The following is a 25,133-nucleotide window of genomic DNA, read 5'->3' as shown; positions in this document are numbered from 1 at the left end:
CATGACCCGCCCCGACGTCGTCGTCACCGGGCTCGGCGCGACGACCCCCCTCGGCGGGGACGTCGCGTCGACCTGGGACGCCATGGTCGCCGGCCGCTCCGGGGTGAGTGCCCTCACCCAGGAGTGGGCGGCGGAACTGCCGGTACGGATCGCCGCGCAGCTCGCCGTCGAGCCGTCGGAGGTCCTCGACCGGGTGAAGCTGCGCCGGCTGGACCGCTCCGAGGCGATCGCCATCGTCGCGGCCCGGCAGGCCTGGGCGGACGCCGGACTGGCCGACTCCGGGCTGGACCCGGAGCGGCTGGCCGTCAGCGTGGGCTCCGGCATCGGCGGCGCCACGACCCTGCTCGCCCAGGACGACATCCTCGAGGCGTCCGGGCCGCGCCGGGTCTCCCCGCACACGGTGCCGATGCTCATGCCGAACGGCCCGGCCGCCTGGGTCGGGCTGGAGCTGGGCGCCAAGGCCGGCGTCCACTCGGTGGCCAGCGCGTGCGCGACCGGTGCGGAGGCGATCGCGCTCGGCCTGGACATCATCCGGTCCGGCCGCGCCGACGTGGTGGTGGCCGGTGGCACCGAGGCCGTCATCCACCCGCTGCCGATCGCCGGTTTCGCCTCGATGCGGGCCATGTCCACCCGCAACGACGAGCCGGAGAAGGCCTCGCGTCCGTGGGACAAGGGGCGCGACGGCTTCGTCCTCGGCGAGGGCGCGGGCGTCGTCGTCCTGGAGCGGGCCGACCACGCGGCCGCACGGGGGGCCCGGGTGTACGCGCGCCTCGCCGGCGCCGGCATCACCTCGGACGCGTACGACATCGTGCAGCCGCACAACGAGGGTGAGGGCGCCATCCGGGCCATCTCGAAGGCGATCGCCGACGCGGACGTGGCCAAGCGGGACATCGTCCACGTCAACGCGCACGCCACGTCGACCCCGATCGGCGACATGCTGGAGATCGGCGCGCTGCACAAGGCGCTCGGTGACCACCCGGTGCTCGCCGCGACCAAGTCGATGACCGGGCACCTGCTCGGCGCGGCCGGCGCCCTGGAGTCGATCGCCACGATCCTCGCCATCCGGGACGGTGTGGTTCCTCCGACGATCAACCTCGACGACCCCGACGAGGACCTCACCCTGGACGTGGCCGCCCACAAGGCGCGGCCCATGGAGATCCCCGCCGCGTTGAACAACGCGTTCGGCTTCGGCGGCCACAACGTGGCTCTCGTCTTCGCGAGGGCCTGAGCCTTCGGCGGGACACCGACCGCGTCCGTCCGCCGCCCGCGCGGCGGCGACATCCCGCCCCGGCCCTCGTACTCCGAAGGGGCCCGCGCTCGACGAGCGCGGGCCCCTTCCGCGTCGCTCACCCCTGGTTACGCGGGTGCCGCCGGGCGGTCCGTTCGTTGCCCCGGCGGTAGTTGCCGGTCCAGCGCGCCATCACGAGCTGCGGGTCCTCGTCGACCTCGGCGAGGAAGCGCGCGGCACGCCCACCGCGCAGGGTGGCCGCCACCTGCCCGTGGTGTGTGATCAGCACGCTGCCGTCGGCGCGTTCGGTGTACCGGAATCCCTGCGCTGCACCCATGGGGGCGAGGATGCCAGGGGCGGCTCGACCGGCGCGACGCGGTTTCCGGCGGCGAGTTGACTCTCCAGCGGCTGGAGACGGGAGGCTGAACCGCGTGAACGACCGCACCGACCTGTTCAGCATCGGGCAGCTCGCCCGCCGGACGGGACTCACCGTCCGGACCATCCGTTTCTGGTCGGACCTCGGCCTGCTGCCGCCGACCGCCCGGTCGGCCGGTGGCTACCGGCTGTACGACGCGGCCGCGGTGGCCCGCCTGGAGCTGCTGCAGAGCCTGCGCGAGCTGGGCATCGGCCTGGACGACGCCCGCCGGATCCTGGACCGGCAGGCGAGCGTCCGGGACGTGGCCCGGGCGCACGTGCGGGCGCTGGAGGCCGAGATCCGGACGCTGCGGCTGCGTCGGGCGGTGCTGCGGTCGATCACCCGACGGGACAGCACGACCGAGGAGTGGAGACTCATGCACGACCTGGCCCGCCTCTCCGCGCAGGAGCGGCAACGGATCATCGACGACTTCGTCACGGAGGTCTTCGCCGGCCTGGACGGCAGCCCCGGGGCCGGCCTCGCGCAGGCCATGCGCACGATGCCGGCGGAGCTGCCGGACGAACCCACCGACGAGGAGGTGGACGCATGGCTGGAGCTGGCCGAACTGGTCGCCGACCCGGACTTCCGCCGCCGGGTACGCGAGATGGCGGTCGCCGGGTCGGCGGGCGGCGACACCCCGCCGCCGGGACCGATGCTGCGGATCGACTCGGCCCGGGCCGCGCTGGCCGCCGGTGTCGCACCCGACTCCGACGAGGCCCGCGCGGTGGTGGACGAGATGGTCGACCCGGCGCTCACGCCCGAGGAGCGGCGGAAGCTCGCCGACGAGATCGCCGCGTTCACCGACCGCCGGGTGGAGCGGTACTGGCAGCTGATCGGGGTGCTCAACCGCCGCGAGCCCTTCCCGCCGGCCGTGCCGGCGGCGGAGTGGCTGATCGCGGCGCTGCGCGCCGCCCGGTGACCGGGTACGGCCGCGGCCACGCCCGCCGGGGGTGGCCGCGGCCGGCGGTCAGCTGTCGCAGGTGCTGGCGGGCAGGCCCGGCACCGTGACCGGGGACCGGCCGCCCGGGCGGGCCTTGCCGGCCAGCACCTTCGCGAGGGCCGTCATCGAGGCGGGGCTCGACGAGTAGGTGGCCAGGAGCGTCGGCGACTTCGCGGCCGACAGCACGTACGGGGTGTCCATGGCGACGGTCACGGCGGCGTCGGCGCGCAGGTCGCCGGCGCCGTCGCCGTAGCCGACCAGGTGCACCACCGTCCCGCCCCGGGGCACCACGCGCACCCCCGCGGCGGTCAGGGCGTCGGTGAGCAGCGCCCGCGTGCGGTCCCGGCCGCCGGAGGAGGTGACCGTCACCGGTCCCCGCACCCCGGCGGTGCCGCAGGAGCCGCGCAGCACCGTGACGGCGGCGGCGGCGAGCGCGTCGGCCGCCTTCCGGTGCGCCGGGTCGTTCAGGGTCGACATCGGGGGCGCCGCCGGGCCGGCCAGCCGGAACTTCATGGTCAGCACCCGGGTCGCCGCGTCGACCAGCCGGGCCCGGGGCAGCGAGCCGTCGCGGAGCGCGGCGAGCAGGCCGTCGTACGCCTGGCCGACGTTGGGGGTCATGAGGATCAGGTCGTTGCCGGCGTTGAGCGCCCGCACCGCGGCCTCCCCCGGCGACCAGCGCTTCGCCGGCGCCATGTTCATCCCGTCGGTGATCACGACGCCCTCGAAGCCGAGCTGGCCGCGGAGCACGTCGGTGAGGAGCTTGCGGGAGAACGTCGCCGGGGTGCCCGGGTCGACCGACCGCACGTCGAGGTGCGCGGACATCACGGCCAGGGTGCCGGCGTCGATGCCGGCCTTGAACGACGGCCACGCCCCGGCCTCCAGGGCCGCCCGGGACTGGGTGAGCGCCGGCAGCTCCTCGTGGGAGTCGTCGGCGCTGTGCCCGTGCCCCGGGAAGTGCTTGAGGGTGGCCGCCACGCCGGCGCTCTGCAAACCCCGTACGGCGGCGCCGACCTGCGGCGACACGCGCTTCGGGTCGGCGCCGAACGACCGCGACCCGATGACGGCGCTGCGGGTGGCGAGCACGTCGGCGACGGGCGCGAAGTCCAGGTTGATCCCCATGGCGGCCAGCTCCGCACCGGCGGCCCGCCAGGCGGCCTCGGTCAGCGCCGGGTCACCGGCGGCGCCGGCGGCCAGCGCGCTGGGCAGCGTGGTCACCCCGTCGGTGATGCGGGTCACCACCCCGTACTCCTGGTCGGTGCCGACGAGGAACGGCGCGGCGCCGGTGGGCAGCTTCGCGGCGGCCTCGCGCAGCCCGGTGGTCAGCTCCCGGACCTGGGCCGGGCTGTCCACGTTGGTGGTCTCCTGGTTGCCCTGCGTGGGGTCGTCGGCGCTGAAGCCGACGAGGATGAGGCCGCCGAGCCGGTACCGGGCGATCATCTCCGCCGGGGTGTCCACCCCCGCGAGCGCCCGGTTGCCGGCGGCCGACCCGGGCGAGACGCGGGTCGCGGAGCTGCCGTAGGCGTACGGCATCAGCACCTGGCCGACGAGGTCCTCGTCGGCGAGCGTGGCCACCAGCGCGGCGGCCCGTGACGCCGGGTCGTCGGCCGGCGCGGCGCTCGGTGTCGGTGCCGGCGGCGCGGTCGACGCGGACGGCGCCGGGTCCGGGCGGCGCGGGGCGTCCGAGCAGCCGGCGAGGAGAAGGGCGGTCAGGGTGACGAGGGCGGCGGCGTGGCGGCGGAACGACACGCCGCCCATCCCACCAGTTCACCCCGTATCGGGGCAACTTGACCTTCGCTCGCCGCGACGGCGCCCGGGCCGGGACGTCCCCGGTCAGCCGACCCGGGTGAGCAGCGTCACGGGAGCGCCGTCCCCGGCGTACCGGTAGGGCTCCAGCTCGGCGTCCCAGGCCGTGCCGAGCGCCTTGTCGAGGGCGTGCGCGATCGCCTCCGGGGCGCGCGCGGTCGCCAGGATGCTGCGCAGCCGGTCCTCGCCGAGCTGGATGTCACCGGCGGCGCCGACCGTGGCGCGGAAGAGGCCCCGGCCCGGGACGTGCATGAAGCGCTCGCCGTCGGCGCCGGGACTCGGCTCCTCGGTCACCTCGAAACGGATCATCGGCCACTGCCGGAGGGCAGCGGCCAGCTCGGCGCCCGTCCCCGGGCGGCCGGTCCAGCCGCACTCGGCCCGACGCGCGCCGGGGTCGACGGGCTGTGCGGTCCACTCGAGGTTGACCGGCGCGGCAAGGACGCGCGCGATCGCCCACTCGACGTGCGAGCACACGGCGAGCGGGGTCGAGTGGACGTATACGACGCCACGCGTTGGCACGGAGACCTCCCGGAGAGCGAGGTGCGTCTTCCCCTACGACCTCGACCACCCGAGTGGCTCCTGCAACACATGATGACTGGTGGGGCGGATGGTGCGCCAGAGAATCGGAAAATTCGCCGGCCCGATTCGGGGTGGAAATAGCCGGACGGGTGGTCGCCGTTGGAACCCTCGACGCCGCGATGACCAGCAAGACATCGTGGTCGTGTACAGTTCCATCGGCGGCTTGTGCCGCGCACGTCTTTCGCGGGCCCATCCATCCGGTGTCGTCCGCACAGCCCCCGGACGTCCAGTCCTCCCGTACGTCTTGCAAGGAGTACCTCCGTGGCGAGCAACACCTCTAAGACCGCGCGCGCGTCCGTCCGGGCCGGCCAGGCTGGCCAGGGTGGCGCCCTCAGCGTGCTGGGCGAGTTCAAGTACCTCATCCCGCTCAACGGCGGCAAGCACGCCTACGTGCGGAACCTGACCAACGGCAAGACCGCGCACCTGCGCACCGACTCCGAGGCCTTCATCGAGGAGATCCGGACGCTGGCCACCGCGGGCCACGCCGCCAAGATCCGGGCCGAGATCAACACCCTGGCCGAGACGCACCCCGGCGACGGCTGGGACGCCACCGAGAAGCGCCTGGTCGAGGCCGGCGTCTTCGAGGCCTGAGCCTCGCGCTCACCGCACCTTCCGAGAACCGCCCGTCGGGAACACCCGGCGGGCGGTTCCGCGTCTGGCGGCGGATCTTTCCCGCGTCGTGGTTGGCGTGCTGTCATGGCGGGTAGCCGGTGTTACCGCCGGGTTTCCCCGGCGGTGACGGATCGGGCGGCCCGGGGAGGTGGCGATGCCGGAGCAGTCGGAGGTGCACCTGCCCGACGGCGTACGCCTGCACGTCGAGGCGTCCGGGCCGGCGGACGCGGAGGTCACAGCGATCCTGCTGCACGGCTGGACGCTGGACGGGCGTAGCTGGCACCGCCAGCGCGCCGCGCTGGACGAGGCGCTCGGCTCGGCGGTGCGGGTGGTCGCGTACGACGCCCGGGGCCACGGCCGGTCGAGCTGCATGCCGCTGCGGACGGCGACCCTGGCCCAGCTCGGCGACGACCTCGCCGCGGTGGTCGACGCGGTCGCCCCGACCGGCCGGGTGGTGCTGATCGGGCACTCGATGGGCGGCATGACGATCATGGAGTACGCGCACCGGCACGCCGCGCACTTCACCGAACGGGTGGCCGGGCTCGCCTTCGTGTCGACCACCGCCGAGGGGCACACCCACACCGTCTACGGGCTCTCCCCGCGCATCGCCCGGCTGATCCGGCTCGCCGAGACCACCGGCGCGGGCGTCCTGGCCCGCTGCGGGTCGTGGCGGCCACCCCGGGCGCTGCTGCGCGCCCTGCGGCCCAGCATCCGGTGGCTGCTCTTCGGCGACCGCTGCGATCCCGCCGACATCCGCCTGGTCACCTCGGCGGTGGCCCGGGCCTCGCTCCGCTCCATCGGCGGGTTCCGCGCCTCCATCGGGGCGCAGCACCGGCTGGAGACACTGGCGGACCTCGCGCACCTGCCGGCCGCCGCGCTCGTCGGCGACCGGGACCGGCTCACGCCGCCGCCGTGCGCCGAGTCGATCGCCGCCGCGCTGCCCGCCACCGAGCTGACCGTCTGCCCCGGCGCGGGCCACATGCTCATGATGGAACGGCCCGACGAGGTGAACGCCGCCCTGCTCGGGGTGCTCCGTGAGGTGCTCGGCCGGCCCGCTCGGGACGGGCGGTCCGCCCCCGCCATCGGGGCCTGAGCCGACGGCGGCGCACCTCGGACGCGGTACGACCGGCCGGGGCGTACCCTCGTTCGGTTGGCCCGGCGCGCGGCCCGCGAGCCGCGGGCCCGCGCCGACGGGGATCAGGAGCGTGTGTGACCGACCAGACCACCCTGGAGCAGGAGATCGCCGTCGAGCAGCGGCATCTCGACCGGGTGTACGCCCGACTCGCCGAGCTGCGGCGGGCGGCGGTCCGCGCCGAGCGGGACGGCTACCGGCTCGCCCGGGTCGGCAACCTCGGTGCGCTCGTCGAGCGCGACGCCATGGTGTTCCACGCGGCGCAGCGACGGCACGTCCTGGACGCCGAGCACGAGGGGCTCGTCTTCGGCCGCCTCGACCTGCGCGACGGCCAGGTGCTGCACATCGGCCGGCTCGGCATCCGGGACGAGAACGCGGCGAGCCTCGTGGTGGACTGGCGGGCCCCGGCCGCCGCCGCCTTCTACCGGGCCACCCCGGCGCAGCCGCTCGGCGTGGTGCGCCGCCGGACCATCCAGTCCAGCGGCGAGCGGGTCGTCCGGATCGAGGACGACCTGCTCGACCCGGCCGCCGCCCCGCCGGACCTGGCAGTGGTCGGCGACGGCGCGCTCCTGGCGACGCTCTCCCGGGCCACGGGGCGGGGCATGCGCGACATCGTGGCCACCATCCAGCGGGAGCAGGACGAGGCCATCCGCTCCCCCGGCTCCGGCGTGACGATCGTCTCCGGCGGGCCGGGCACCGGCAAGACGGCGGTGGCCCTGCACCGGGCCGCGTACCTGCTCTACACCGACCGCAGCCGGTACGCCGGCGGCGGCATCCTCGTGGTCGGGCCCTCCTCCGTCTTCGTGGAGTACATCGCCTCGGTGCTGCCCTCCCTCGGTGAGGAGACCGCCACCCTGCACTCGCTCGGCACGCTCTTCCCGGGCATGAGCGCCACCCGCACCGATCCGCCGGAGGTGGCGGCCGTGAAGGGGTCGCTGCGGATGCGCCGCGTGCTGGAACGCGCGGCCCGGGACGCGGTGCCCGACGGCCCCACCGAGCTGCGCCTGCTCTACCGGGGTGCGCTGCTGCGGCTGGACCGCAAGGAGCTGGACGGGATCCGGGAACGCGCGCTGCCTCGGGGCGCCCGCCGCAACGAGGTGCGCCGAGCCGGCTTCGACGGCGTCTTCGCCGCGCTGTGGGCGCAGGCGCGGCGGCTCGACATCGCCCGCCTGCCCGAGCAGCGGGCCTTCGAGGACGAGATCGCCGACCGGCCGGAGTTCCGGGAGTTCCTCAAGGCCTGGTGGCCCCGGCTGCACCCGCGCCACGTGCTGGGCTGGCTGGCCCGACCGGAGCGGCTGCGCCGGTACGCCGGCGGCGTCCTCTCCGGGGCGGAGATCCGGCTGCTGACCGAGGCGTACCGGAGCCTGGACACCGAGGGGCTGACGGTCGCCGACATCGCCCTCCTGGACGAGCTGGACGCGCTGCTCGGCAAGCCGGTGCAGCCGCGCCGGCCGAGGCGTGACCCGTTCCAGCTCGCCGGCGGGGTGCGGGAGCTGAGCACGCACGCCGACCGGCAGCGCGCCGCGCGGGAGGCGGCGCGGGAGCGCCCGGCGGACTACCGGGAGTACGCGCACGTCGTGGTGGACGAGGCGCAGGACGTCTCGCCGATGCAGTGGCGGATGATCGGCCGGCGCGGCCGGCTGGCGTCCTGGACGGTGGTGGGCGATCCCGCCCAGACGGCCTGGACGGGTGACCCGGCGGAGCTGACCCGCGCCCGGGACCAGGCGCTGGGGCGCCGCCGCCGGCACCACTTCACGCTCACCACCAACTACCGCAACTCGGCGGAGATCTTCGCGGTGGCGGCCGCCGAGATCCGCCGCCTCGACCCGGACCTGCCGCTGCCCACCGCCGTCCGCTCCACCGGCGTCGAGCCGGTCGAGCTGACGGTGCCGGCGGGCGAGCTGGAGACCACCACGGTGGCGGCGGTGACGGGCCTGCTCGCCGAGGTGGAGGGGACGGTCGGGGTGATCACCCCGGTGTCCCGCCGGGACGAGGTGGCCGGCTGGCTGGGCGGCCTCGGCGCGCCCCGCCTCCAGGTGGTGACCAGCCTGGAGGCGAAGGGTATGGAGTACGACGGGGTGGTGCTGGTGGCGCCGGGCGAGATCCGCGCCGATGCCGGCGTCCGGACGCTCTACGTGGCGCTGTCCCGGGCGACCCAGCGGCTCACCACGATCGAGCCGACCGCCTGAGGCGAACGTCGGACGGGCCGGGTCGCGTCTTCCCCGACAACTGCCCTGGAGGTGCCGGGCGACCTACTCGGCGTGATCGCCGTGGCGGCGCTCATCGCGGCGACCGGCTGGTGGTGGGCCGACCCGGTGGTGGCGGTGGCGATCGGCGTTCTCATCCTCCCCCGCACCTGGCGCCTCGGCCGCACCGCGCGGCGCCGGGCGCCTGCGGCGCGGTGGAGTGGTGACGAGCACACGCCCGTCTAGCCCGCTTTTGCGCCATTTTTCCGTGTCTGGGTAGACACACAGAGTCACATCTGCTGCATCAACCACACTGGCCCCGGTAGGCTCGGTCCCGGCCTCCGCCAGGCGGCGCCCACCGGCGCCGGCGGCGGCCGTCGCCTAATCGCCGCGACGCGGCGAGCCGGGGAACCATGTTCGTGGGGTGCATCCGCGCCAGCGGTAGGGATCTTCCGTCCCGAACCCGTCAGCTAACCCGGTCGGCGGCTGACGGAAGGACATGTGCATGCCAGTAGTGGCACCCGTACGACGACATGCCGCCCGGATGGCGGCCCTGATCGCCGCGACGCTCGCCCTCGGCGTCGCGATCGCCCCCGGCACCGCCGAGGCCGCCCCGGTGGCCCGCGCCGCCGCACCCGGTCAGGACCCGGAAGGTGGCACCCCCTCCCTGCGGGCGCAGCTCGACGCGGCCAGCAAGGGCTGGCTCGACGCCAAGGCCGCCCTCGCCCGCTCCGTCAAACGGCAGCAGGAGCTCACGGCGCAGCTCAAGACGACCGAGGCGGAACTCGCCCAGCGCAGCGGCAAGGTCGGTGAGATCGCCGGGGTCGCGTACCGCACCGGCCGCCTCGGGCCCGTGTCGGCGCTGCTCAACAGCAACACCCCGGAGGGTTTCCTGGACCGCGCGGCGGCCCTCGAGGCCGTCGCCGCCAACGAGGACCGCGCCCTGCGCGACCTCATGGAGACCCGCGACCAGATGACCCGCACCCGGGCGGCGCTCGACGGCGAGATCCGCGAGGAACGCAAGCAGGTCGCCGTGATGGCCAAGCGCAAGGAACAGGCCGAACGCGCGCTCGAGGTGGCCAACGCCAAGGCCGCGCGCACCACCGACAGCTCCAACCGCGGCACCTCCACGGCGAACGCCGCACCGGCCCCGCGCAACTCCGACGGCTCCTGGCCGAAGGAGTCGTGCAGCGTCAACGACCCCACCCCCGCGAACGGGTGCATCACCCCGCGCATGCTGCACGCGCTCAACCAGGCCAAGGCCGCCGGCTTCACCCGCTACGTCTCCTGCTACCGCAGCGGCGGCTCCGGCGAGCATCCCAAGGGCCGGGCCTGCGACTTCGCCGCACAGAAGAACGGCTTCGGCGGCGACGCCACCGGCGGCGACAAGACGTACGGCAACAACCTGTCGGCGTACTTCATCCGCAACTCCGACCGACTCGCCGTGCTCTACGTGATCTGGTACCGCCAGATCTGGCTGCCCAGCAGCGGATGGAAGTCGTACAGCGGGGCGGGCGGGGACCCCTCCAGCGACCACACCAACCACGTGCACCTGTCGGTGTACTGACCGCGGCGGGTGGCCCGTCCCCGTGCCGGGCCACCCGCACTACGTCCCGGAGCGTAGGAGCGGTGTCGTCCCTCGCCGGACGCCCGGGCGGGCCGGCGCGGGCAGCATCGCTGACATGACCCGGACACCGCGCACCGCCCGCAAGGCCCTGCTCACCCTGCACCTCGTCACCTCGCTGGGGTGGCTCGGCGCCGACCTGGTGCTGCTGACCCTCGGCGTCGCCGTGCTGCGCGGCGCCGACCCCGACGTCGTCTACCCGGTCGCCGCGCTGGTCGGCACGGCGCTGTTCGCCCCGCTCAGCGTCGTGGTGTGGGTCGTCGGTGTGCTCAGCGCCCTGCTGACGCCGTGGGGACTGCTCCGGCACCGCTGGGTGCTCGTCAAGCTGCTGATCACCACGGTCATGGTGCTGCTGGTGCTGTTCCTGCTCACGCCGAACCTGCGCGCCGCCGGCGAACTCGGCGCCGCCCTGCCGCCCGGCGACCGGGCCGACCTGGTGATCGCGCCCACCGTGTCGACCAGCCTCATGGTCGTCGCGACAGTGCTCTCCACGTACAAGCCGTGGGGGCGGCTGCGGCGGGCCACGCCCCCGCCGCGCCGGCGCGCCACGGTGACCGGGCGCACCGGCGGCTGACCGCTCAGGCCGCCGGGGTCGGGCCGCCCGCCTCGCGGTCGAGCGCCGCGCCGAGCCGCGTCGCCAGCGCGAGGTGGGCGGCGCGGGCCTGCCGGAAGGCGTACGGGAACAGCGGCGCCGGCGCCGCGAGGGTGATCTCCACGTCGATCCGCACCAGGCCACCCGGCTCGGTGTGCAGGCGGGTGTGGTTGCGCACCGTGGTGGCGGGCCACTGCCGGGCCACCGTCACGATCTCGTCGTCCCCGCTGGTCAGGACGTCGGCCTGGTAGGTGACCGGGAACCGCAGCGGCCCGGCCGCGAGCCGGTCGGTGACGGCGTAGCTGGCCAGCGCGCCCGGCCGGGGCGGCACCCGGCGGACCCGGACGATCAGCGGATGCAACTCGCCCTGCCGCGTGAGGTCACCGAGCAGCGCCGTGGCGTCGGCGAGCGCGCACCGCGCCTGGACGGTGTAACTGAACGAATCCCGCCTGAGCACCCCGTCTCCCGCCGACGTCGCTCGGCCGATCCTCACCCACGGCGGCGGGGCTGGCAACAACGCGGGGAGCGCGGCGCGGATGCCGCGCCTTCGGATACCGGTCGCATGACGGTCACCAGGCGGGGAACTGCGACGTCACGGGCCGACGGAGGGGCGCATGGACGGTACGGCGGGCGAGCGCGCGGGCACGGGCACGAACGGGCACGTCATGGTCTTCGCGCCCACTCCCCTGCTGACGGTGACCGTGGACCAGCCGGCCGGCCAGCCGGAGATCCACCTGCACCCGGGCGGGCAGGGGGTCTGGCAGGCCCGGATGATCATGTCGCTGGGCGGCGAGGTGGTGCTCTGCACGGCCCTCGGCGGCGAGATCGGCCAGGTGCTGGAGCCCCTGCTGGTGAGCGAGGGGGTGGACCTCAAGGTGGTCGTGCGCGACTCGGGCAGCGGCGGGTACGTGCACGACCGGCGCGGCGGCACCCGGCGGGAGATCGTCGACGTGCCCGGCCAGCCGCTCGGCCGGCACGAGCTGGACGAGCTCTACAACCTGGCGCTCGGGGAGGGCCTGCGGGCCGCCGTCAGCGTGCTGAGCGGCCCCAACGACCCCACGCTCGTCCCGCCGGAGCTGTACCGGCGGTTCGCCGCCGACCTGGGCGCCAACGGCGGACGGGTCGTGGTCGACCTGTCCGGCGAGCACCTCACCGCCGTGCTGGACAGCGGGGTCTTCTTCCTGAAGGTGAGCCACGAGGAGCTGATCCGGGACGGCCGCTCCGCCGGCGACGACGAGGACCAGCTCGCCCGCGCCATGTACGACCTGCACGCCGCCGGGGCCGAGAGCGTCGTGGTCAGCCGGGCCGACCGGCCGGCGCTGGCGCTGGTCGACGGCGAGGTGTTCGAGGTGGAGATGCCGCGCCTCCAGGCGGCGGACCCGCGCGGCGCGGGCGACTCGATGACCGCCGGGGTGGCCGCCGTGGTGGCCGGCGGGGGCGACCTGCGCACGGCCATCCGCACGGGCGCGGCCGCGGGAGCCCTGAACGTCACCCGGCACGGGCTCGGCACCGGACGGCTCGACTCGATCAGCGGCCTCGTCGACCGGGTGCGGCTGGTCCCGGCCGTCGCCCGGCCGCAGGAGCGCACCACCCCGGACGAACTGGCCGACCGGGCGGCCGAGCGATGACGCTGCGGGTGCTCGTCACCAACGACGACGGGATCGGCGCGCCCGGCATCCTGGCGCTGGCGCGGGAGGCCGTGGACCGTGGCCTGGACGTCGTGGTCGCCGCCCCGCTCGAGGAGGCGAGCGGCATGAGCGCCGCGATGACCGCGGTGGAGCAGGAGGGACACGTCGTCGTCCGCGACCATCCGCTGGTCGAGCTGCCGGGCGTCCCCGCGTACGGGGTCGGCGGCTCGCCGGGCTTCATCGCGCTCATCGCGATGCACGGCGCGTTCGGGCCGCCGCCGTCGGCCGTGCTGTCCGGCGTCAACCGGGGCGCCAACGCGGGGCGCGCCGTCCTGCACTCCGGCACCGTCGGCGCCGCCTTCACGGCCGCCGCGAACGGCTGCCGGGCGATGGCCGTCTCGCTCGACGTCCTGTCCGCAGGGGAGGCCACCGCGGCGAGCGGAGGCGCGGCCGTGACCGCCGCCGCGCGGGTACGCGACACCGACCGGCACTGGTCGACCGCCGCCCGGGTCGCCCTCGACCTGCTGCCCCGGCTCACCGCCGCCCCGGTGGAGAGCGTGCTCAACGTCAACGCGCCCGACCTGCCGCACGAACGGCTGCGCGGGGTACGCCGGGCCGCGCTCGCCACCTTCGGCCAGGTGCAGATGACGGTGGCCGAGGCCGGGCACGGCTTCGTCCGTACCTCCCTGGAGGAGCCCGGGCAGGCGGCGCAGGCCCGGACGGACGTGGCGCTGCTCGCCCAGGGGTACGCCTCGGTGACGGCCATCCGGGCGGTCACCGAGGTTACCGACGTCGACCTGTCCGACCTGGACGGGCGCTGACCACGCCCGAGCGGCGGCGCCGTGGAGTGCCGGCCCGGGGCGCTGTCCCGGCCGTCCCATGACGGCGGGCGTGAGGCGGGCGTCAGACGGCGGCGGGCGTCAGACGGCGGCGGGCGTCAGACGAGAGCGCGGGCGTGAGGCGGGCGTCCCGCGGCGGCGCGGCCTTCAGACGGGAGCGCGGGCGTCAGTGGCGCGGGTCAGGCGCCCGGGAGCACCTCGGGCTGCGCGGTGCCCGCGTAGTAGGGCTCCGGTGCGCCGAAGAGCCCGAGCAGGCCGGTCACCCAGAGCTGCCGGTGCACGAACCGGCTGGGCTCGGTGACCACCAGCTTGACGCCGCTGACCTCGGCGGTCTGGAAGCCGGCGACCATCGCGCTGATACCGACGGAGTCGATGAACGTGACCAGTCGCATGTTGAGCTCGATGCGGGTCGGGCGGCCCTTGGCCAGGACCTCGGCGATCGCCTCGCGCACCTCGTAGGCAGTGTCGACATCGATCTCGCCCCGCGGGGCGATCTCCACCACACCACCGGACAGAACCGACTTCACGATCGACAGGCTCACGCGAGCACCTCCACCCGCCCGTCCCCCGGGCGCCTCGTCAGTACGCGGGCCGCGACCGAGCGTATTCCTCCGACGGCCTCGGTCGCCACCCCGGGGGATGAGCAATTCGCGGATCAGGGCACGACTCGTCACCCTTGTCCGGACTCTTCTGTTCGTCACTTCGTTCACCGGTTCGCCAGGACCGGCGGTCGCGGACCCAGAGTAACCGGTGGCGGCCAGGGGGGTCGAAACGGCGCGTCCCGGGCGCGTCCACCACGCCCCGGAACGGGACGATCCGGGCAGCACGCCCGGGCCGGCGGTTGCCCGGGCTACCTAGCATCGGCCGGGAGCCCACGACGGAGAGGACGATCAATGATCAAGAAACTCGCCGGGCTGGCCGGTGTCACCGCGCTGCTCGCCCTCGTACTGGCCTGCGGCTTCGGCGGCGGGGACGACGACGATGACGACGACGACTTCGCCCGCGGCCCGGTGGTGGTCCTGGTCCGCTGACGTGACCACCGGCGCCCGTCGGCGTCCGTGAGAGGCAACGCCGGCGTCGCCTGCGACGCGTCGGGAGCGCGGGCAGCGCCCGGGAGCCTCTGGCGCGGGCAGCATCGGGGCGCGGCGAGCGTCGGTGCGGCCGGCTCGTGAGGGAGCCTCCGGGGCGTCGATGCGTGGCGAGGCGTCTGCGGCCGGCCGTCGCGTACCGACCGCCGACGCGGCCGACACGTGGGGAGCGTTTGCGGCGTCGACGGGCGGGGCACTGGCGGGTAGGCCAACCCGCGACGCGCCGGACGCGGCGGCTGCCGCCGCGTCCGGCACCCCGAGGAGGTAACCCCGATGTTCGGAAGCACCCTGCTGGACCGCCGCAGCAGACCGGAACGGATCGCGGACCAGGCGTGGCAGAACCTGCTCTCCGCCGTGAACGCCGCCGGGGACAGCGTCCGCGACACCGCCCGCTCCGCCCGGCGCGGCGGCAACCGGCTCGGTGACGGCGCCGGCGAGCTGGTCGGCTCCGCCGCCGAGGAGGCACGCCGCCGGGCCGTCCTCGCCTTCGACGCGCTCGCCGGCCGGCGGCCGGCGCTGCCGTGGACCCTGCTGGTCGGCGTCGCCCTCGCCGGCGTCGCGATCGGCTGGGCCGTCGGCACGGCCGCCCGGGCGGCGGGCAGCCGGGAGGACCACGCCGTGGAGGACATCGAGTTCGTGGACGTCGACCGCCCCAACTCCCCCGTCAACCTCGACACCTGACCCCACCCTCCGCCCTACCCACCCCGCCCCCGCCGCCCCGCCCACCGGAGTCGATCATGAGGTTATTGCCGCGACACGCCGTGTCGGCCGGCAATAACCTCATGATCACCGCGGACGGGGCCGGGCGGGGCCGCGGGAGGACCGGTGGGGCCGGGCGGGCCGGGCGGGCCGGGCGGGCCGGGGGGCGGGTCAGAAGGCGTTGATCAAGGTTGGGGCGCGCTCGGCTCGGGTCAGGGCGCGCAGGACGGCGGGCTGGCCGTGCCGGCGTACGGCGAGCCGGGCGAGCAGGGACAGCACCGGCTCGATCACCTCCTCGGGCAGCTCCGGCGTGGGTACGCCGACGCTGACCGCCAGGTCGTCGGAGTGCACCGCCAGTTCCATGAGCCGGGTGGTCAGGAAGTCGTCGAGGGTGAGCGACCACGGCCCCCGGGCCAGGTGCACCACCCGGTCGGCCGGTTCGCCGGGCAGCGCGCCGGCCAACCGTTCCACCGCCGCCTCGGTCCGCGTGACGAGGGCGGCGGCGCCATCCTCGGCGATCTCCTCCCCCACCCGGCGGATGCCGACGTTCACCTCGTGGTCGACGCCGGCCCCGGCCCAGGTGCCCCGCGCGTAGTGGTCGAGCAGGCCGATGGGTTCGCCCGGCGGCACCGGCGCGGCGAGCATGGTCTCGACCTGGAAGACCTGCGAGGAGAGGTGCCCGGCGAGACCGGCGACGCGGAACTCGGCCAGCGCGCTCGGTGTGTCCCAGCGCGCGGCGACGGCCGGGTCGGCCAGCAGCCGTACGGCTGACCGCGCGGCGGTGAGGTATGACGTCCGGATCGCCGTCATGGCGTACCTCCTCAAGGGGTGGGATCCGACGAGCCTATGACCCTCCATGATCGGCGGCTCGCCGGCCGGGGAGGTCACCCGACCCGGGCGAGGGCGGCTCACCCGGACCGGCGGCAGCATCGCTGCAGGCGAGGGTGCGTGCCGGAGCCGCCCCACCCGACCGGAGGAGGGAGAGATGGCCACCGAGACGACCACCCGTACGGACCAGGACATCCAGTCCGACGTCCTCGACGAGCTGACCTGGGAACCGCGGGTCCGACCGCACGAGATCGGGGTGACCGTGTCCGAGGGCGTGGTGACGCTCACCGGGCGTGTGGACAGCTACGCGAAGAAGTGGGCCGCCGAACGCGCGGCGCACCGCGTGCCGCGGGTACGCGCGGTCGCCAACGACGTCACCGTCCAGCTGCCCGGCGGTGCGGAGCGGGCCGACCCGGAGGTCGCCGCCGCGGTCGGGCACGCGCTGGAGTGGGACGCGTTCGTGCCGATCGAGCAGGTGCAGGTCACCGTGTCGGGCGGCTGGGTCACCCTGCACGGCGAGGTCGAGTGGGAGTACCAGCGGCGGGCCGCCGAACGGGCCGTGAGCCGGCTGGCCGGCGTACGCGGGGTGAGCAACGGGATCACCGTCCGCCCCTCGGTCCGCCCCGACGGGCGTGAACTGACCGAACGGATCGTCGACGCCCTGGCCCGCAACCGGGCCACCGAGGCCGAACGGGTCACGGTGCGGGTGCATGGCGACACGGTGGTGCTCACCGGGCTGGTGCACTCGATGCCCGAGCGCGCCGAGGTGGAGCGGGTGGCGTGGTCCGCCCCGGGGATCCGGGAGGTGCAGAACCGCCTCGCCGTCGCCCCGGTGCTGCGCTGAACCACCCGGCCGGGGTGAGCCGCCCTCACCCCGTCGCGCGCGAGCGTGGGAGTCATGACTGATTCGAACGGGCTGATCGAACCGGGGCGGCGGGCGCCCGACTTCTCCCTGCCCGCCACCCCGGACGGGCGGCACACCGGACCGGCGCAGTACCGCGGCCGGCCGGTGGTCCTCGCGTTCTACCCGGCCGACTGGAGCCCCGTCTGCGGTGACCAGATGGTGCTCTACCAGGCCGCCAAGCCGGAGTTCGACCGGTACGGGGCGGCGGTGCTGGGCATCTCGGTCGACAGTCTCTGGTCGCACCGGGCGTTCGCGCAGAGCCAGGGGATCGAGTTCCCGCTGCTGGCGGACTTCGAGCCCAAGGGCGCGGTGGCCCGCGCGTACGGCGCCTACACCCCGCGTGGCGAAGCCGCCCGGGCGCTGGTGGTGCTCGACCCGGACGGCACGGTTGCCTGGAGCCACATCTCGCCGCCGGAGGTGAACCCGGGCGCGGACGGCATCCTCGACGCACTGGAACGGCTGCGCAGCGGCCGGGAGGTGATGGCCGGATGACGACCCCCCTGCAGGTCACCGCCCGTCTCCGGACGCCGGTGACCGGAGCCGACCACGTCCGGGGCGCGGCCGACGCCCCGGTGACCGTCGTCGAGTACGGCGACTTCCAGTGCCAGTACTGCGGTGCGGCGTACCCGAACCTGACCGAGCTGCTCCGGCAGCGGGAGGGAACGGTACGCCTCGTCTACCGCTACTTCCCGATCGCCAACGTGCACCCGTACGCCGAGCGTGCCGCGGAGGCCGCCGAGGCGGCCGGGGTCCGGGGCCGGTTCTGGGACATGCACGACTGGCTCTACGAGCACCAGGACCAGCTCGACCCCGTGCACCTGTCGCTCGGCGTCGAGCAGCTCGGCCTGCCACCCGACGAGATCGCCGCCGAGGTGGACAAGCAGGCGCACGCCGACCGGGTGCGGCGGGACTTCGTGGGCGGGATCCGCAGCGGCGTGAACGGCACGCCCACGCTCTTCGTCAACGACGTCCGTCACGACGGGGGCTACGCGCTGCCCGAACTGCTCGCCGCGGTCGACGCCGCCGCGGACACGTGACCGTGCAGGCCCGGCACCCGACGTCGCCGCCCGCGGCCCGCCAGGGTCGCGGGCGGCGCGTGCTCAGATCAGCCGCAGCTCGCGTGCCCGGCGCACCGCCTCGCGCCGGCGGGTCGCGTCGAGCTTGCGGTAGATGTTGCGCACGTGCGTCTTCACCGTGTTGACCGACAGTGACAGCTCGCTGGCGATCTCCACGTTGGAGAGGATGCTCTGCAGGTAGCGCAGGATCGTGAGTTCCCGCTCGGTGAGCGGCTCCTCCAGCGTGGGGCCCGGCTCGGCCGCGCCCCGCTCGGCCGGTTCGTCGGCGACCCGGACCAGGTCGCTCACCATCGACCAGTGGGCGGTGCCGCTGTCGAGGTGGGCGGCGAGCAGGTCCCGCACCGCCGGGTCGGCACGGGTGAAGACCCGGCGGAAGCCGTCCGGGGCGGCCAGGTCGAGCACCTGTTCGAGGAGCCGGCCCGCGCGGCGTGCGTCCCCGTCCCGACCGGCGAGGGCCGCGTGCAGCAGGCCGGCCTCGAGGCGTACGGGCAACGGCCAGCCGGCCGCGTCGGTCCCCTCCCAGTCCGGCAGCACCCGCCCGGCGGCCCGGGGATCGCCGGCGCGCAGCTCGACGCGGGCCAGTGCCACCGCGAGCGGCGCCACCGGCTCCACCCGCTCGTGGACCGGCCCGGCGAGCAGGTCGCGCGCGGCGTCGAGGTCGCCGCGCGCGCCGAGCAGGTCGGCGTCCGCGGCGAGCAGCCGGTGTGTCAGCTCCGCCGCCTGCGGCCGGCCGGCGAGCCGCTGCCGGGCCTCGGCGAGGATCCGGTGGCCGGCGGCGGGTTCGTTGCGGTCGTGCAGCAGCAGCGCCCGGCAGAGCGCCCCCACCGCGGCGGCGGCCGTCTCCGCCTCCCCGGGTCCCGGCGCCGCACCGGGCTCGCCGCCGGTCGCCGGCCCGGCGAGCGCCAGGTCCGCCGCGGCCTCCTCGGGCCGGTCGCGGTGCAGCGCCACGAGGGCCAGGGCCAGGTGGGCGTACGCGCAGTCGAGCCGGCACGCCCAGCCGTGGCAGGGCGGCATCGCGAGGGCCGCCCGCGCCGACGTCTCCGCCGCGCGCAACTCCCCGCGCATCGCCTGCAGCAGCGCGGACCGGCTGAGGCAGACCAGTTCGGTGCGGGGCCGTCCGGCCTCCCGCGCCGCGTGCAGGGCCCGGGCGAAGCGCGCGGCGGGCAGCTGCCCCTCGGCCAGCTCGACGAGGCCGAGCGCCGTGCCGGCGAACGCGCGCAGGTCGGCGTCCTCGGTGGCGCCGCCCCGGGGTCCCGCCGTGCTCGGCGCCAGCGCCTCCGGGACCTCGTTGGCGGTCGACGTCCGTGCCCCGGCCACCCCGGTCCCGGGCGGCGGCGTCCGCGGCTCGGCTGCCTCGCCGGTACGGGGAGAGACCTCCGGGCGCGCCACCCCGCCGCGCGCGGCAACCTCGCCCACGGCTCCGGGGGCGGGGGACGGCGGCGGGGCGCCCCGGGCGCGGATCAGGCGGGCGGCCGCGGCACGTACCTCGTGGTGGTCGCCGGCGAGCCGGGCCAGGGTGAGTTCCACGGCGGTCGCGAGCCGGAGGAACCGGTCCCGGCGGGGCGTGGGCAGCGTGCCAGCGTACGCCGCGGCGGCCCGCAGGTGCGCGGCGGCCGCCGCCCCGTCACCGGCGTTCGCCCGCTCGGCCGCGCAGGCGAGGGCGAGTTCCGGGTCGCGGCGTACGGCCTCGGGCGGCGGGGGCGTCGGGGCGGGACCGGCCGGTTCGCCCCCGTCGTACGGGGCCAGCTCGGGCCACCGCGCGACGAAGAGTTCGGTCGCCCGGTCCCAGTGGCCGGCGGCGAGCGCGTGCCGCAGCCCCTCGGCGGGCCGCCCGTTGTCGGCGTACCAGCCGGCGGCCCGCAGGTGCAGCTCCCGCACCTCCTCGTCGGGCAGCCGGGCCAGCTCGGCCCGGAGCAGGTCGGCCAGCAGCGGGTGGCACCGGTACCACGGCGGTCGGCTCTCGTCGCGGCTGAGCAGCCCGCCGTCGCCGGCCAGGCCGGCCAGGACCCGCTCGGCGTCGGACCCGCCGGTGAGGGCGTCGGCCAGGTCGGCGCAGACGGTCTCGGCCAGCGCGGTGCGGCGCAGCAGGTCGCGGGCGGCCGGGTCGACGGCCGCGAGCACCTCCTCGTGCAGGTACCCGGCGATGTCGGGCTGGTCCCCGCCGAACTGCTCGACCCAGCGGGCCGGGTCGGGCTGCCGGCGCAGCGCCAGCGCGGCGAAGCGGAGCGCCGCCGGCCACCCACCGGACCGCGTCCGCAGCCGGCGCAGGGACTCCCCCGGCAGCGTCACGCCGTGCGCGGCCAGCAGGTCGGCCACCTCGTCGTCGGTGAACGCGAGATCGTCGGGGCCGATCTCGGTCAGCTCCCCGGACAGCCGCAGGCGGTGCACCGGCAGCGGCAGCCCGGCCCGCGCCCCGATGACCAGGCGCAGCCGCTGCTCCGTGTGGCGGAGCAGGAAGTCCAGGCCGGAGAGCGCCGCCGGGTCGGTCACCCGGTGCAGGTCGTCGAGGACGAGCAGCACCGGCCGCTCGCGGGCGGCGAGCGCGGCGGCGAGCAGTTCCAGCTGGTCGGGGCGGGGTGGCCGGTCCGGGACGGGAGCGTCGTCGTGCGCCGGACCCGCGCCGGCGCGCAGGGCCGCCGCGAGGTACGACCAGAGGCGGTCGCCGTCGTCGCCCGCCTCGACGGACAGCCACGCCGGTGCGGGACGGTCGCTGTCGGCGACGCTGCCGTCCCCGCGTACGTCGGCGCCCTCGCCCGCGCTGGCGCCGGCCAGGCGGGTCCAGGCGGCGAGCAGCGTGGTCTTCCCCCAGCCCGCCGGCGCGCTGACCAGCGTGACCGGTCCGGCGGCGCCCGCGTCGAGCCGGCGCAGCAGCCGGGGCCGGGCCACCACCGGCTCGGGCGGCGCGGGCGGCGACAGCCGGGACGCGAGCAGCGGCGGACCGAGCCGGCGCGTGGCCTCCACCCGTACGTCACTTGCCTGCTCCGGCATCCGGCCCACCCCCACGGACGCGTTCCACCCCCGGTCGGCGGGCGGTTACCCGGCGCGGGGCGGTTCACCCCTTCGGGGCGAGCGGCGGGAGCCCGCCGCGTCGCGTGGGACGGACGCCCGGGGACGATCCGGACGCGGACGGCGTGCGAGGCGGACCGGTGGCAGACTCGCGGGATGGCCGGGGAGCGGACGTACGACATGGTGCTGTTCGGGGCGAGCGGGTTCACCGGCGGCCTGACCGCCGAGTACCTGGCCCGCCACGCGCCGCCCGGGCTGCGGTGGGCGTTGGCCGGGCGTGATCCGGACAAGCTCCGCGCGGTCCGCGACCGCCTCGCCGCCGTCGACCCGGCGCTGGCCGGGCTGCCGATGCTGACGGCCGACGCGTCCGACCCCGACTCGGTGCGGGCCCTGGCGGAGCGCACCCGGGTGGTCGCCAGCACCGTGGGCCCCTTCATCCGGCACGGGGAACCGCTGGTAGCCGCGTGCGCCCGGGCGGGCACCGACTACGTGGACATCACGGGCGAGCCCGAGTTCGTCGACCTCATGTACCTGCGGCACCACGCCGAGGCGGTGCGTACCGGGGCGCGGCTCGTGCACGCCTGCGGCTTCGACTCGATCCCGCACGACCTGGGCGCCTGGTTCACCGTCCGGCAGCTCCCCGCCGACGTGCCGATCGCCGTGGACGGGTTCGTCCGCGCGGGCGGGCGGTTCTCCGCCGGGACGTACCATTCGGCGCTCATCTCCTTCTCCCGCACGTCGGAGGCGAGCCGGGTGGCCCGCGAGCGACGGGCGGTCGAGCCCCGGCCGCGGGGGCGGCGGGTCCGCGCGGTCCCGGGCCGGTTCTCCCGCTCCCCCGAGCTGGGCATGTGGGCGGTGCCGCTGCCCACCATCGACCCGCAGGTGGTCCGCCGGTCGGCCGCCGCCCGCCCGGAGTACGGTCCGGACTTCCGCTACCGGCACTTCGCCGCGGTGAAGCGGCTGCCCACCGTGCTGGCCGCCGCCGTGGCGCTCGGCGGCGCCGCCGGGCTCATGCGGCTGGGGCCGAGCCGGCGCTGGCTGCTCGGCCGGCTCGCCTCCGGGCAGGGGCCCACGCCGGAGCAGCGGGCGCGCTCGTGGTTCCGGGTCCGCTTCGTCGGTACGGGCGGCGGCCGGCAGGTCCGCACCGAGGTGGCCGGCGGCGATCCCGGCTACGAGGAGACCGCGAAGATGCTCGCCGAGTCGGCGCTCTGCCTCGCCCTCGACGACCTGCCCCCGGCCGCCGGTCAGCTCACGCCGGTCACCGCCATGGGCGAGGCGCTGCTCGACCGGCTCACCCGGGCGGGGATCACGTTCCGGGTGATCGACCCGCCCGCCGGGACGCCGTCGTGACGTGTCCACAGCTCGTGGGTTGACCCTCGACCAGGTTGAGAGGGCAGGATCGGTCGCCGTGGAGAGCGGACTGCGCAGCATCGGCGAGCTGGCCCGGGCCAGTGGCCTCACGGTCAGCGCCCTACGGTTCTACGACTCGGCCGGGGTGCTCGTCCCGGCGCTGGTCGACCCGGTGACCGGCTACCGCTGGTACACCGACGACCAGGTGGCCCCGGCCCGCCTGGTGGCCGGCCTGCGCCGCGTCGGCATGCCGGTCCCCGAGATCGCCGCCGCCGTCCGGTCCGAGCCGGCCGCCGTGCACCGCCTGCTGGACGCGCACCTGCGCCGGCTGGAGGACGGTCTCGCCGACGCCCGCCGGGAGCTCTCCCGCATCCGTACGCTCGTCGGCCCCGAGGAGCCCGCCGTGGCCACCCGCCTGATGCTGTCCCGCACCGACCTGGCGCGGGCCGTGGACGCCGTACGGTTCGCCGTCGGCACCGACCCGGAGCTGCCGGTGCTCACCGGTGTCCTCCTCGACGTCGAGCCCGACGCCGTCCGGCTGGTCGCCACCGACCGGCACCGGCTGGCGCTGGCCCGGGCCGACGCCGCCCGGACGGAGGGGCCGGCGGTCCGGGTCCTCGTCCCGGCCGGCTTCGTCGACGAGGTCCGGGCCCTGCTGGACACCGGCGCCGGGAGCACCCCGGAGGCCCACCTGACGGTGGAGGGCACCCGGGTCGCGGTGTCGGTCGCCGGCCGGTCCGCGAGCGCGACGGCCCTGCCGTACGACTTCCCGGACTACCGCCGGCTCGTCCGGGCCGCCACCGGCGACGGTCCGGCGCACCGCATCCCGGTCGACGCGGCGGCGCTGCGGGCCGCGCTGCGCCGCCCCGACGCCCCGACCGTGGCCCGCGACCACGACGGCGTACCGGTCGCGGTGACCGTGCTCGGCCTCGACGACCGGGGCGGGCTGCGGCTGCTCGACCCGGGCGAGGGCGGTCCCGACGGCGGGCTGCGGATCGGCGTGAACGGCGACTACCTGCTCGACGCGCTGGACGCGGCGGGCGGGACGCAGCTCGTGCTGGAGCTGGACGGCCCCATCGCCCCGCTGGCCGTACGCCGCCCCGACGACGAGGAGTCCTTCTCGATCCTCATGCCGATCCGGCTCTGACCGGCCGGCCCGGGCCGGGACGGGGCGCGACGGTAGCATCTGGTGGTCCACCCGACTGCCGGACGGAGGCGTACGGAGCAGCATGCTCGACATGGAGTTGATCCGGAAGGATCGCGAGGCGGTGGCGACCGCGCTGGCGAAGCGTCTGGATCCCGCCGAGGTCAACCGGGCGCTGGACGAGATTCAGCGGCTCGACCAGGAGCGCCGTGCCCTGATCGGCGAGATCGACGCCGAGCGGCAGCGCCGCAAGGCGGAGGCGCGGGCGTACGCGGAGGCGAAGCGCGCCGGCCGTGAGCCGGAGGTCGTCGCGTCCGAGACGGGCCGCAAGCAGCTCTCCGAGCTGGAGTCCGAGCTGGACGAGGTGCAGGGCCGGCTGCGTACCGCCATGAGCGAGCTGCCCAACCTGCCCGCCGACGACGTGGTGGCCGGGGGCAAGGAGGCCAACCGGGTCGTCAGGACCTTCGGCGAGCAGCCGACCATCGAGAAGGTCCGCGACCACGTCGAGCTGTCCCGGCTGCTGGGTCTCGTCGACCACGAGCGGGGCGTGAAGCTCGGCGGCTCCGGCTTCTGGATGTACACGGGGATGGGCGCCCGGCTGGAGTGGGCGCTGCTGAACTTCTTCGTCGACGAGAACGTCCGGGCCGGCTACGAGTTCCTGCTGCCGCCGCACCTGCTGCTCGACACCGCCGGGTACGCGGCCGGCCAGTTCCCGAAGTTCTACGACGACGTCTACCACCTCGACCGGGAGTCGGCGCCGCGCGGGCAGTTCCTGCTGCCCACGGCCGAGACGGCCATCCTCGGCGCGTACCAGGACGAGATCCTCGACCGGGCCGCGCTGCCGCTGAAGCGGTTCGCGTACACGCCGTGCTACCGCCGAGAGGCGGCCGGCGCGCACTCCGACGAGCGCGGCACGGTGCGGGGCCACCAGTTCAACAAGGTGGAGATCTTCCAGTTCACGTTGCCCGAGCAGGCGGACGCGGCGCTGGAGGAGATGGTCCGCCACGCCGAGAGCCTGGTGGAGAAGCTGGGGCTGCACTACCAGCGCAGCCTGCTGTCGGCCGGCGACGCCAGCGCGTCCATGCGCAAGACCCTCGACATCGAGGTGTGGATGCCGAGCATGGGCAAGTACAAGGAGGTGTCGTCGGTCTCCTGGGCCGGTGACTACCAGGCGCGCCGGGCGGCGATCCGCTACCGGGAGCCGGGCGGCAAGCAGACCCGCTTCGTGCACACGCTCAACGGCTCGGCGCTGGCCACCAGCCGGCTCCTGCCGGCCGTCCTCGAACAGTTCCAGCAGCCCGACGGCTCGGTGCTGGTGCCCGAGGTGCTCCGCGACCGGCTCGGCACCGACCGCCTAACCCCAGCCCGCTGACCCCCCCGCCCCCCCGCCCCCCGGCCCCCCCGCCCCGCCGATCTTGCACTTTCGGCCCTTGATTCGTGGTGAATCGCGGCTTTTGCCG

At 75.8% G+C, this 25,133-nt stretch carries 24 protein-coding genes, 1 pseudogene and 1 riboswitch; of the genes and pseudogenes, 18 read left to right on the top strand and 7 right to left on the bottom strand.

The window, feature by feature from the left end; translation table 11 throughout:
• Position 1: 1 nt before the first annotated feature.
• Complete coding sequence (fabF, locus tag D7I43_RS21585; RefSeq protein WP_120330354.1) at positions 2 to 1,228, top strand: beta-ketoacyl-ACP synthase II; 1,227 nt, start codon at positions 2 to 4, stop codon at positions 1,226 to 1,228.
• Between the two features lie 118 nt (positions 1,229 to 1,346).
• On the opposite strand, the gene D7I43_RS21580 is transcribed toward fabF, so the two are convergent.
• A complete protein-coding gene (locus tag D7I43_RS21580) occupies positions 1,347 to 1,565 on the bottom strand; it encodes a hypothetical protein (RefSeq protein ID WP_120330353.1) in 219 nt (72 codons plus the stop codon).
• Between the two features lie 94 nt (positions 1,566 to 1,659).
• Here D7I43_RS21580 and D7I43_RS21575 point away from each other — a divergent pair, with 94 nt between their 5' ends.
• On the top strand, positions 1,660 to 2,562 hold the full coding sequence (locus D7I43_RS21575) for a helix-turn-helix domain-containing protein (RefSeq protein ID WP_120330352.1): 903 nt from the start codon (positions 1,660 to 1,662) through the stop codon (positions 2,560 to 2,562).
• A gap of 48 nt (positions 2,563 to 2,610) precedes the next feature.
• On the opposite strand, the gene D7I43_RS21570 is transcribed toward D7I43_RS21575, so the two are convergent.
• The gene (locus D7I43_RS21570) at positions 2,611 to 4,338 is read right to left on the bottom strand and encodes a glycoside hydrolase family 3 protein (protein WP_120330351.1); all 1,728 of its coding nucleotides are present in this window, start codon (positions 4,336 to 4,338) and stop codon (positions 2,611 to 2,613) included.
• 75 nt (positions 4,339 to 4,413) lie between these two features.
• On the bottom strand, positions 4,414 to 4,905 hold the full coding sequence (locus D7I43_RS21565) for a DUF3145 domain-containing protein (RefSeq protein ID WP_120330350.1): 492 nt from the start codon (positions 4,903 to 4,905) through the stop codon (positions 4,414 to 4,416).
• 321 nt (positions 4,906 to 5,226) lie between these two features.
• Between D7I43_RS21565 and D7I43_RS21560 the strand changes: the two genes are divergently transcribed.
• The 6 genes and pseudogenes from D7I43_RS21560 (at position 5,227) to D7I43_RS21535 (ending at position 11,093) form a co-directional block, all read left to right on the top strand.
• On the top strand, positions 5,227 to 5,556 hold the full coding sequence (locus D7I43_RS21560) for a hypothetical protein (RefSeq protein ID WP_120330349.1): 330 nt from the start codon (positions 5,227 to 5,229) through the stop codon (positions 5,554 to 5,556).
• A 175-nt stretch (positions 5,557 to 5,731) separates the two neighbouring features.
• Positions 5,732 to 6,670, top strand: coding sequence for an alpha/beta fold hydrolase (locus D7I43_RS21555; protein ID WP_120330420.1), 939 nt, complete (start codon positions 5,732 to 5,734; stop codon positions 6,668 to 6,670).
• 116 nt (positions 6,671 to 6,786) lie between these two features.
• Complete coding sequence (locus D7I43_RS21550) at positions 6,787 to 8,898, top strand: HelD family protein (protein WP_120330348.1); 2,112 nt, start codon at positions 6,787 to 6,789, stop codon at positions 8,896 to 8,898.
• A 45-nt stretch (positions 8,899 to 8,943) separates the two neighbouring features.
• Positions 8,944 to 9,093, top strand: a pseudogene (locus tag D7I43_RS21545) (cation diffusion facilitator family transporter); the annotation flags it as partial.
• 170 nt (positions 9,094 to 9,263) lie between these two features.
• Positions 9,264 to 9,396, top strand: a riboswitch (cyclic di-AMP (ydaO/yuaA leader).
• Positions 9,397 to 9,409: 13 nt separating this feature from the next.
• Positions 9,410 to 10,462, top strand: coding sequence for a VldE C-terminal domain-containing protein (locus D7I43_RS21540; protein WP_192902232.1), 1,053 nt, complete (start codon positions 9,410 to 9,412; stop codon positions 10,460 to 10,462).
• Between the two features lie 115 nt (positions 10,463 to 10,577).
• The gene (locus D7I43_RS21535) at positions 10,578 to 11,093 is read left to right on the top strand and encodes a hypothetical protein (RefSeq protein WP_120330346.1); all 516 of its coding nucleotides are present in this window, start codon (positions 10,578 to 10,580) and stop codon (positions 11,091 to 11,093) included.
• Positions 11,094 to 11,097: 4 nt separating this feature from the next.
• Here D7I43_RS21535 and D7I43_RS21530 read toward each other — a convergent pair whose 3' ends face one another.
• On the bottom strand, positions 11,098 to 11,568 hold the full coding sequence (locus D7I43_RS21530; protein WP_120330345.1) for an SRPBCC family protein: 471 nt from the start codon (positions 11,566 to 11,568) through the stop codon (positions 11,098 to 11,100).
• A 157-nt stretch (positions 11,569 to 11,725) separates the two neighbouring features.
• Here D7I43_RS21530 and D7I43_RS21525 point away from each other — a divergent pair, with 157 nt between their 5' ends.
• Together D7I43_RS21525 and surE are read left to right on the top strand one after the other, a co-directional pair.
• Positions 11,726 to 12,739, top strand: a complete 1,014-nt coding sequence (locus D7I43_RS21525) for a PfkB family carbohydrate kinase (protein ID WP_240033086.1) — start codon at positions 11,726 to 11,728, stop codon at positions 12,737 to 12,739.
• Positions 12,736 to 13,560, top strand: a complete 825-nt coding sequence (surE, locus tag D7I43_RS21520; RefSeq protein WP_120330344.1) for a 5'/3'-nucleotidase SurE — start codon at positions 12,736 to 12,738, stop codon at positions 13,558 to 13,560. Before D7I43_RS21525 ends, surE begins: the two co-directional genes overlap by 4 nt.
• Before the next feature lie 197 nt (positions 13,561 to 13,757).
• Here the strand turns inward: surE and D7I43_RS21515 are convergent, their stop codons facing one another.
• Positions 13,758 to 14,120, bottom strand: a complete 363-nt coding sequence (locus tag D7I43_RS21515; RefSeq protein WP_120330343.1) for an STAS domain-containing protein — start codon at positions 14,118 to 14,120, stop codon at positions 13,758 to 13,760.
• 351 nt (positions 14,121 to 14,471) lie between these two features.
• Here D7I43_RS21515 and D7I43_RS32785 point away from each other — a divergent pair, with 351 nt between their 5' ends.
• Together D7I43_RS32785 and D7I43_RS21510 are read left to right on the top strand one after the other, a co-directional pair.
• A complete protein-coding gene (locus D7I43_RS32785) occupies positions 14,472 to 14,609 on the top strand; it encodes a hypothetical protein (RefSeq protein ID WP_158610131.1) in 138 nt (45 codons plus the stop codon).
• 330 nt (positions 14,610 to 14,939) lie between these two features.
• Positions 14,940 to 15,347 (top strand): hypothetical protein, encoded by a 408-nt coding sequence (locus tag D7I43_RS21510; RefSeq protein ID WP_120330342.1) that lies wholly within the window; start codon positions 14,940 to 14,942, stop codon positions 15,345 to 15,347.
• A gap of 189 nt (positions 15,348 to 15,536) precedes the next feature.
• Here D7I43_RS21510 and D7I43_RS21500 read toward each other — a convergent pair whose 3' ends face one another.
• Positions 15,537 to 16,175: a maleylpyruvate isomerase N-terminal domain-containing protein gene (locus D7I43_RS21500; RefSeq protein ID WP_120330341.1), complete on the bottom strand. Its 639-nt coding sequence runs from the start codon at positions 16,173 to 16,175 to the stop codon at positions 15,537 to 15,539.
• 175 nt (positions 16,176 to 16,350) lie between these two features.
• On the opposite strand from D7I43_RS21500, the gene D7I43_RS21495 reads away from it, so the two are divergent.
• The 3 genes from D7I43_RS21495 to D7I43_RS21485 are packed head-to-tail and all read left to right on the top strand — an operon-like array spanning position 16,351 to position 18,134.
• The gene (locus tag D7I43_RS21495; protein WP_120330340.1) at positions 16,351 to 17,037 is read left to right on the top strand and encodes a BON domain-containing protein; all 687 of its coding nucleotides are present in this window, start codon (positions 16,351 to 16,353) and stop codon (positions 17,035 to 17,037) included.
• Between the two features lie 54 nt (positions 17,038 to 17,091).
• Positions 17,092 to 17,589: a redoxin domain-containing protein gene (locus tag D7I43_RS21490; protein WP_120330339.1), complete on the top strand. Its 498-nt coding sequence runs from the start codon at positions 17,092 to 17,094 to the stop codon at positions 17,587 to 17,589.
• A complete protein-coding gene (locus D7I43_RS21485; RefSeq protein WP_120330338.1) occupies positions 17,586 to 18,134 on the top strand; it encodes a DsbA family protein in 549 nt (182 codons plus the stop codon). The genes D7I43_RS21490 and D7I43_RS21485 overlap by 4 nt, the downstream gene beginning before the upstream one ends.
• Positions 18,135 to 18,197: 63 nt before the next feature.
• Here D7I43_RS21485 and D7I43_RS21480 read toward each other — a convergent pair whose 3' ends face one another.
• Positions 18,198 to 21,161: a winged helix-turn-helix domain-containing protein gene (locus D7I43_RS21480; RefSeq protein WP_120330418.1), complete on the bottom strand. Its 2,964-nt coding sequence runs from the start codon at positions 21,159 to 21,161 to the stop codon at positions 18,198 to 18,200.
• Between the two features lie 174 nt (positions 21,162 to 21,335).
• On the opposite strand from D7I43_RS21480, the gene D7I43_RS21475 reads away from it, so the two are divergent.
• From D7I43_RS21475 to serS, 3 genes are all read left to right on the top strand, one after another.
• Positions 21,336 to 22,529 (top strand): saccharopine dehydrogenase family protein, encoded by a 1,194-nt coding sequence (locus D7I43_RS21475; RefSeq protein ID WP_120330337.1) that lies wholly within the window; start codon positions 21,336 to 21,338, stop codon positions 22,527 to 22,529.
• Between the two features lie 70 nt (positions 22,530 to 22,599).
• Complete coding sequence (locus D7I43_RS21470) at positions 22,600 to 23,676, top strand: DNA polymerase III subunit beta family protein (RefSeq protein WP_120330417.1); 1,077 nt, start codon at positions 22,600 to 22,602, stop codon at positions 23,674 to 23,676.
• 82 nt (positions 23,677 to 23,758) lie between these two features.
• Complete coding sequence (serS, locus tag D7I43_RS21465) at positions 23,759 to 25,045, top strand: serine--tRNA ligase (protein WP_120330336.1); 1,287 nt, start codon at positions 23,759 to 23,761, stop codon at positions 25,043 to 25,045.
• Positions 25,046 to 25,133 lie beyond the last annotated feature (88 nt).

Origin of the sequence: Micromonospora globbae (assembly GCF_003610785.1) — a bacterium.
In the GTDB taxonomy this organism is placed as follows: domain Bacteria; phylum Actinomycetota; class Actinomycetes; order Mycobacteriales; family Micromonosporaceae; genus Micromonospora; species Micromonospora globbae.
This window is presented reverse-complemented; position numbering and strand designations above follow the sequence as displayed.

Coding starts and splice junctions, on each gene's coding strand:
- D7I43_RS21485 (WP_120330338.1), top strand. CDS start 17,586: ATGACGACCCCCCTGCAGGTCACCGCCCGTCTCCGGACGCCGGTGACC.
- surE (WP_120330344.1), top strand. CDS start 12,736: ATGACGCTGCGGGTGCTCGTCACCAACGACGACGGGATCGGCGCGCCC.
- serS (WP_120330336.1), top strand. CDS start 23,759: ATGCTCGACATGGAGTTGATCCGGAAGGATCGCGAGGCGGTGGCGACC.
- D7I43_RS21495 (WP_120330340.1), top strand. CDS start 16,351: ATGGCCACCGAGACGACCACCCGTACGGACCAGGACATCCAGTCCGAC.
- D7I43_RS21535 (WP_120330346.1), top strand. CDS start 10,578: ATGACCCGGACACCGCGCACCGCCCGCAAGGCCCTGCTCACCCTGCAC.
- D7I43_RS21570 (WP_120330351.1), bottom strand. CDS start 4,338: ATGGGCGGCGTGTCGTTCCGCCGCCACGCCGCCGCCCTCGTCACCCTG.
- D7I43_RS21475 (WP_120330337.1), top strand. CDS start 21,336: ATGGCCGGGGAGCGGACGTACGACATGGTGCTGTTCGGGGCGAGCGGG.
- D7I43_RS21480 (WP_120330418.1), bottom strand. CDS start 21,161: ATGCCGGAGCAGGCAAGTGACGTACGGGTGGAGGCCACGCGCCGGCTC.
- D7I43_RS21510 (WP_120330342.1), top strand. CDS start 14,940: ATGTTCGGAAGCACCCTGCTGGACCGCCGCAGCAGACCGGAACGGATC.
- fabF (WP_120330354.1), top strand. CDS start 2: ATGACCCGCCCCGACGTCGTCGTCACCGGGCTCGGCGCGACGACCCCC.
- D7I43_RS21525 (WP_240033086.1), top strand. CDS start 11,726: ATGGACGGTACGGCGGGCGAGCGCGCGGGCACGGGCACGAACGGGCAC.
- D7I43_RS32785 (WP_158610131.1), top strand. CDS start 14,472: ATGATCAAGAAACTCGCCGGGCTGGCCGGTGTCACCGCGCTGCTCGCC.
- D7I43_RS21490 (WP_120330339.1), top strand. CDS start 17,092: ATGACTGATTCGAACGGGCTGATCGAACCGGGGCGGCGGGCGCCCGAC.
- D7I43_RS21500 (WP_120330341.1), bottom strand. CDS start 16,175: ATGACGGCGATCCGGACGTCATACCTCACCGCCGCGCGGTCAGCCGTA.
- D7I43_RS21555 (WP_120330420.1), top strand. CDS start 5,732: ATGCCGGAGCAGTCGGAGGTGCACCTGCCCGACGGCGTACGCCTGCAC.
- D7I43_RS21580 (WP_120330353.1), bottom strand. CDS start 1,565: ATGGGTGCAGCGCAGGGATTCCGGTACACCGAACGCGCCGACGGCAGC.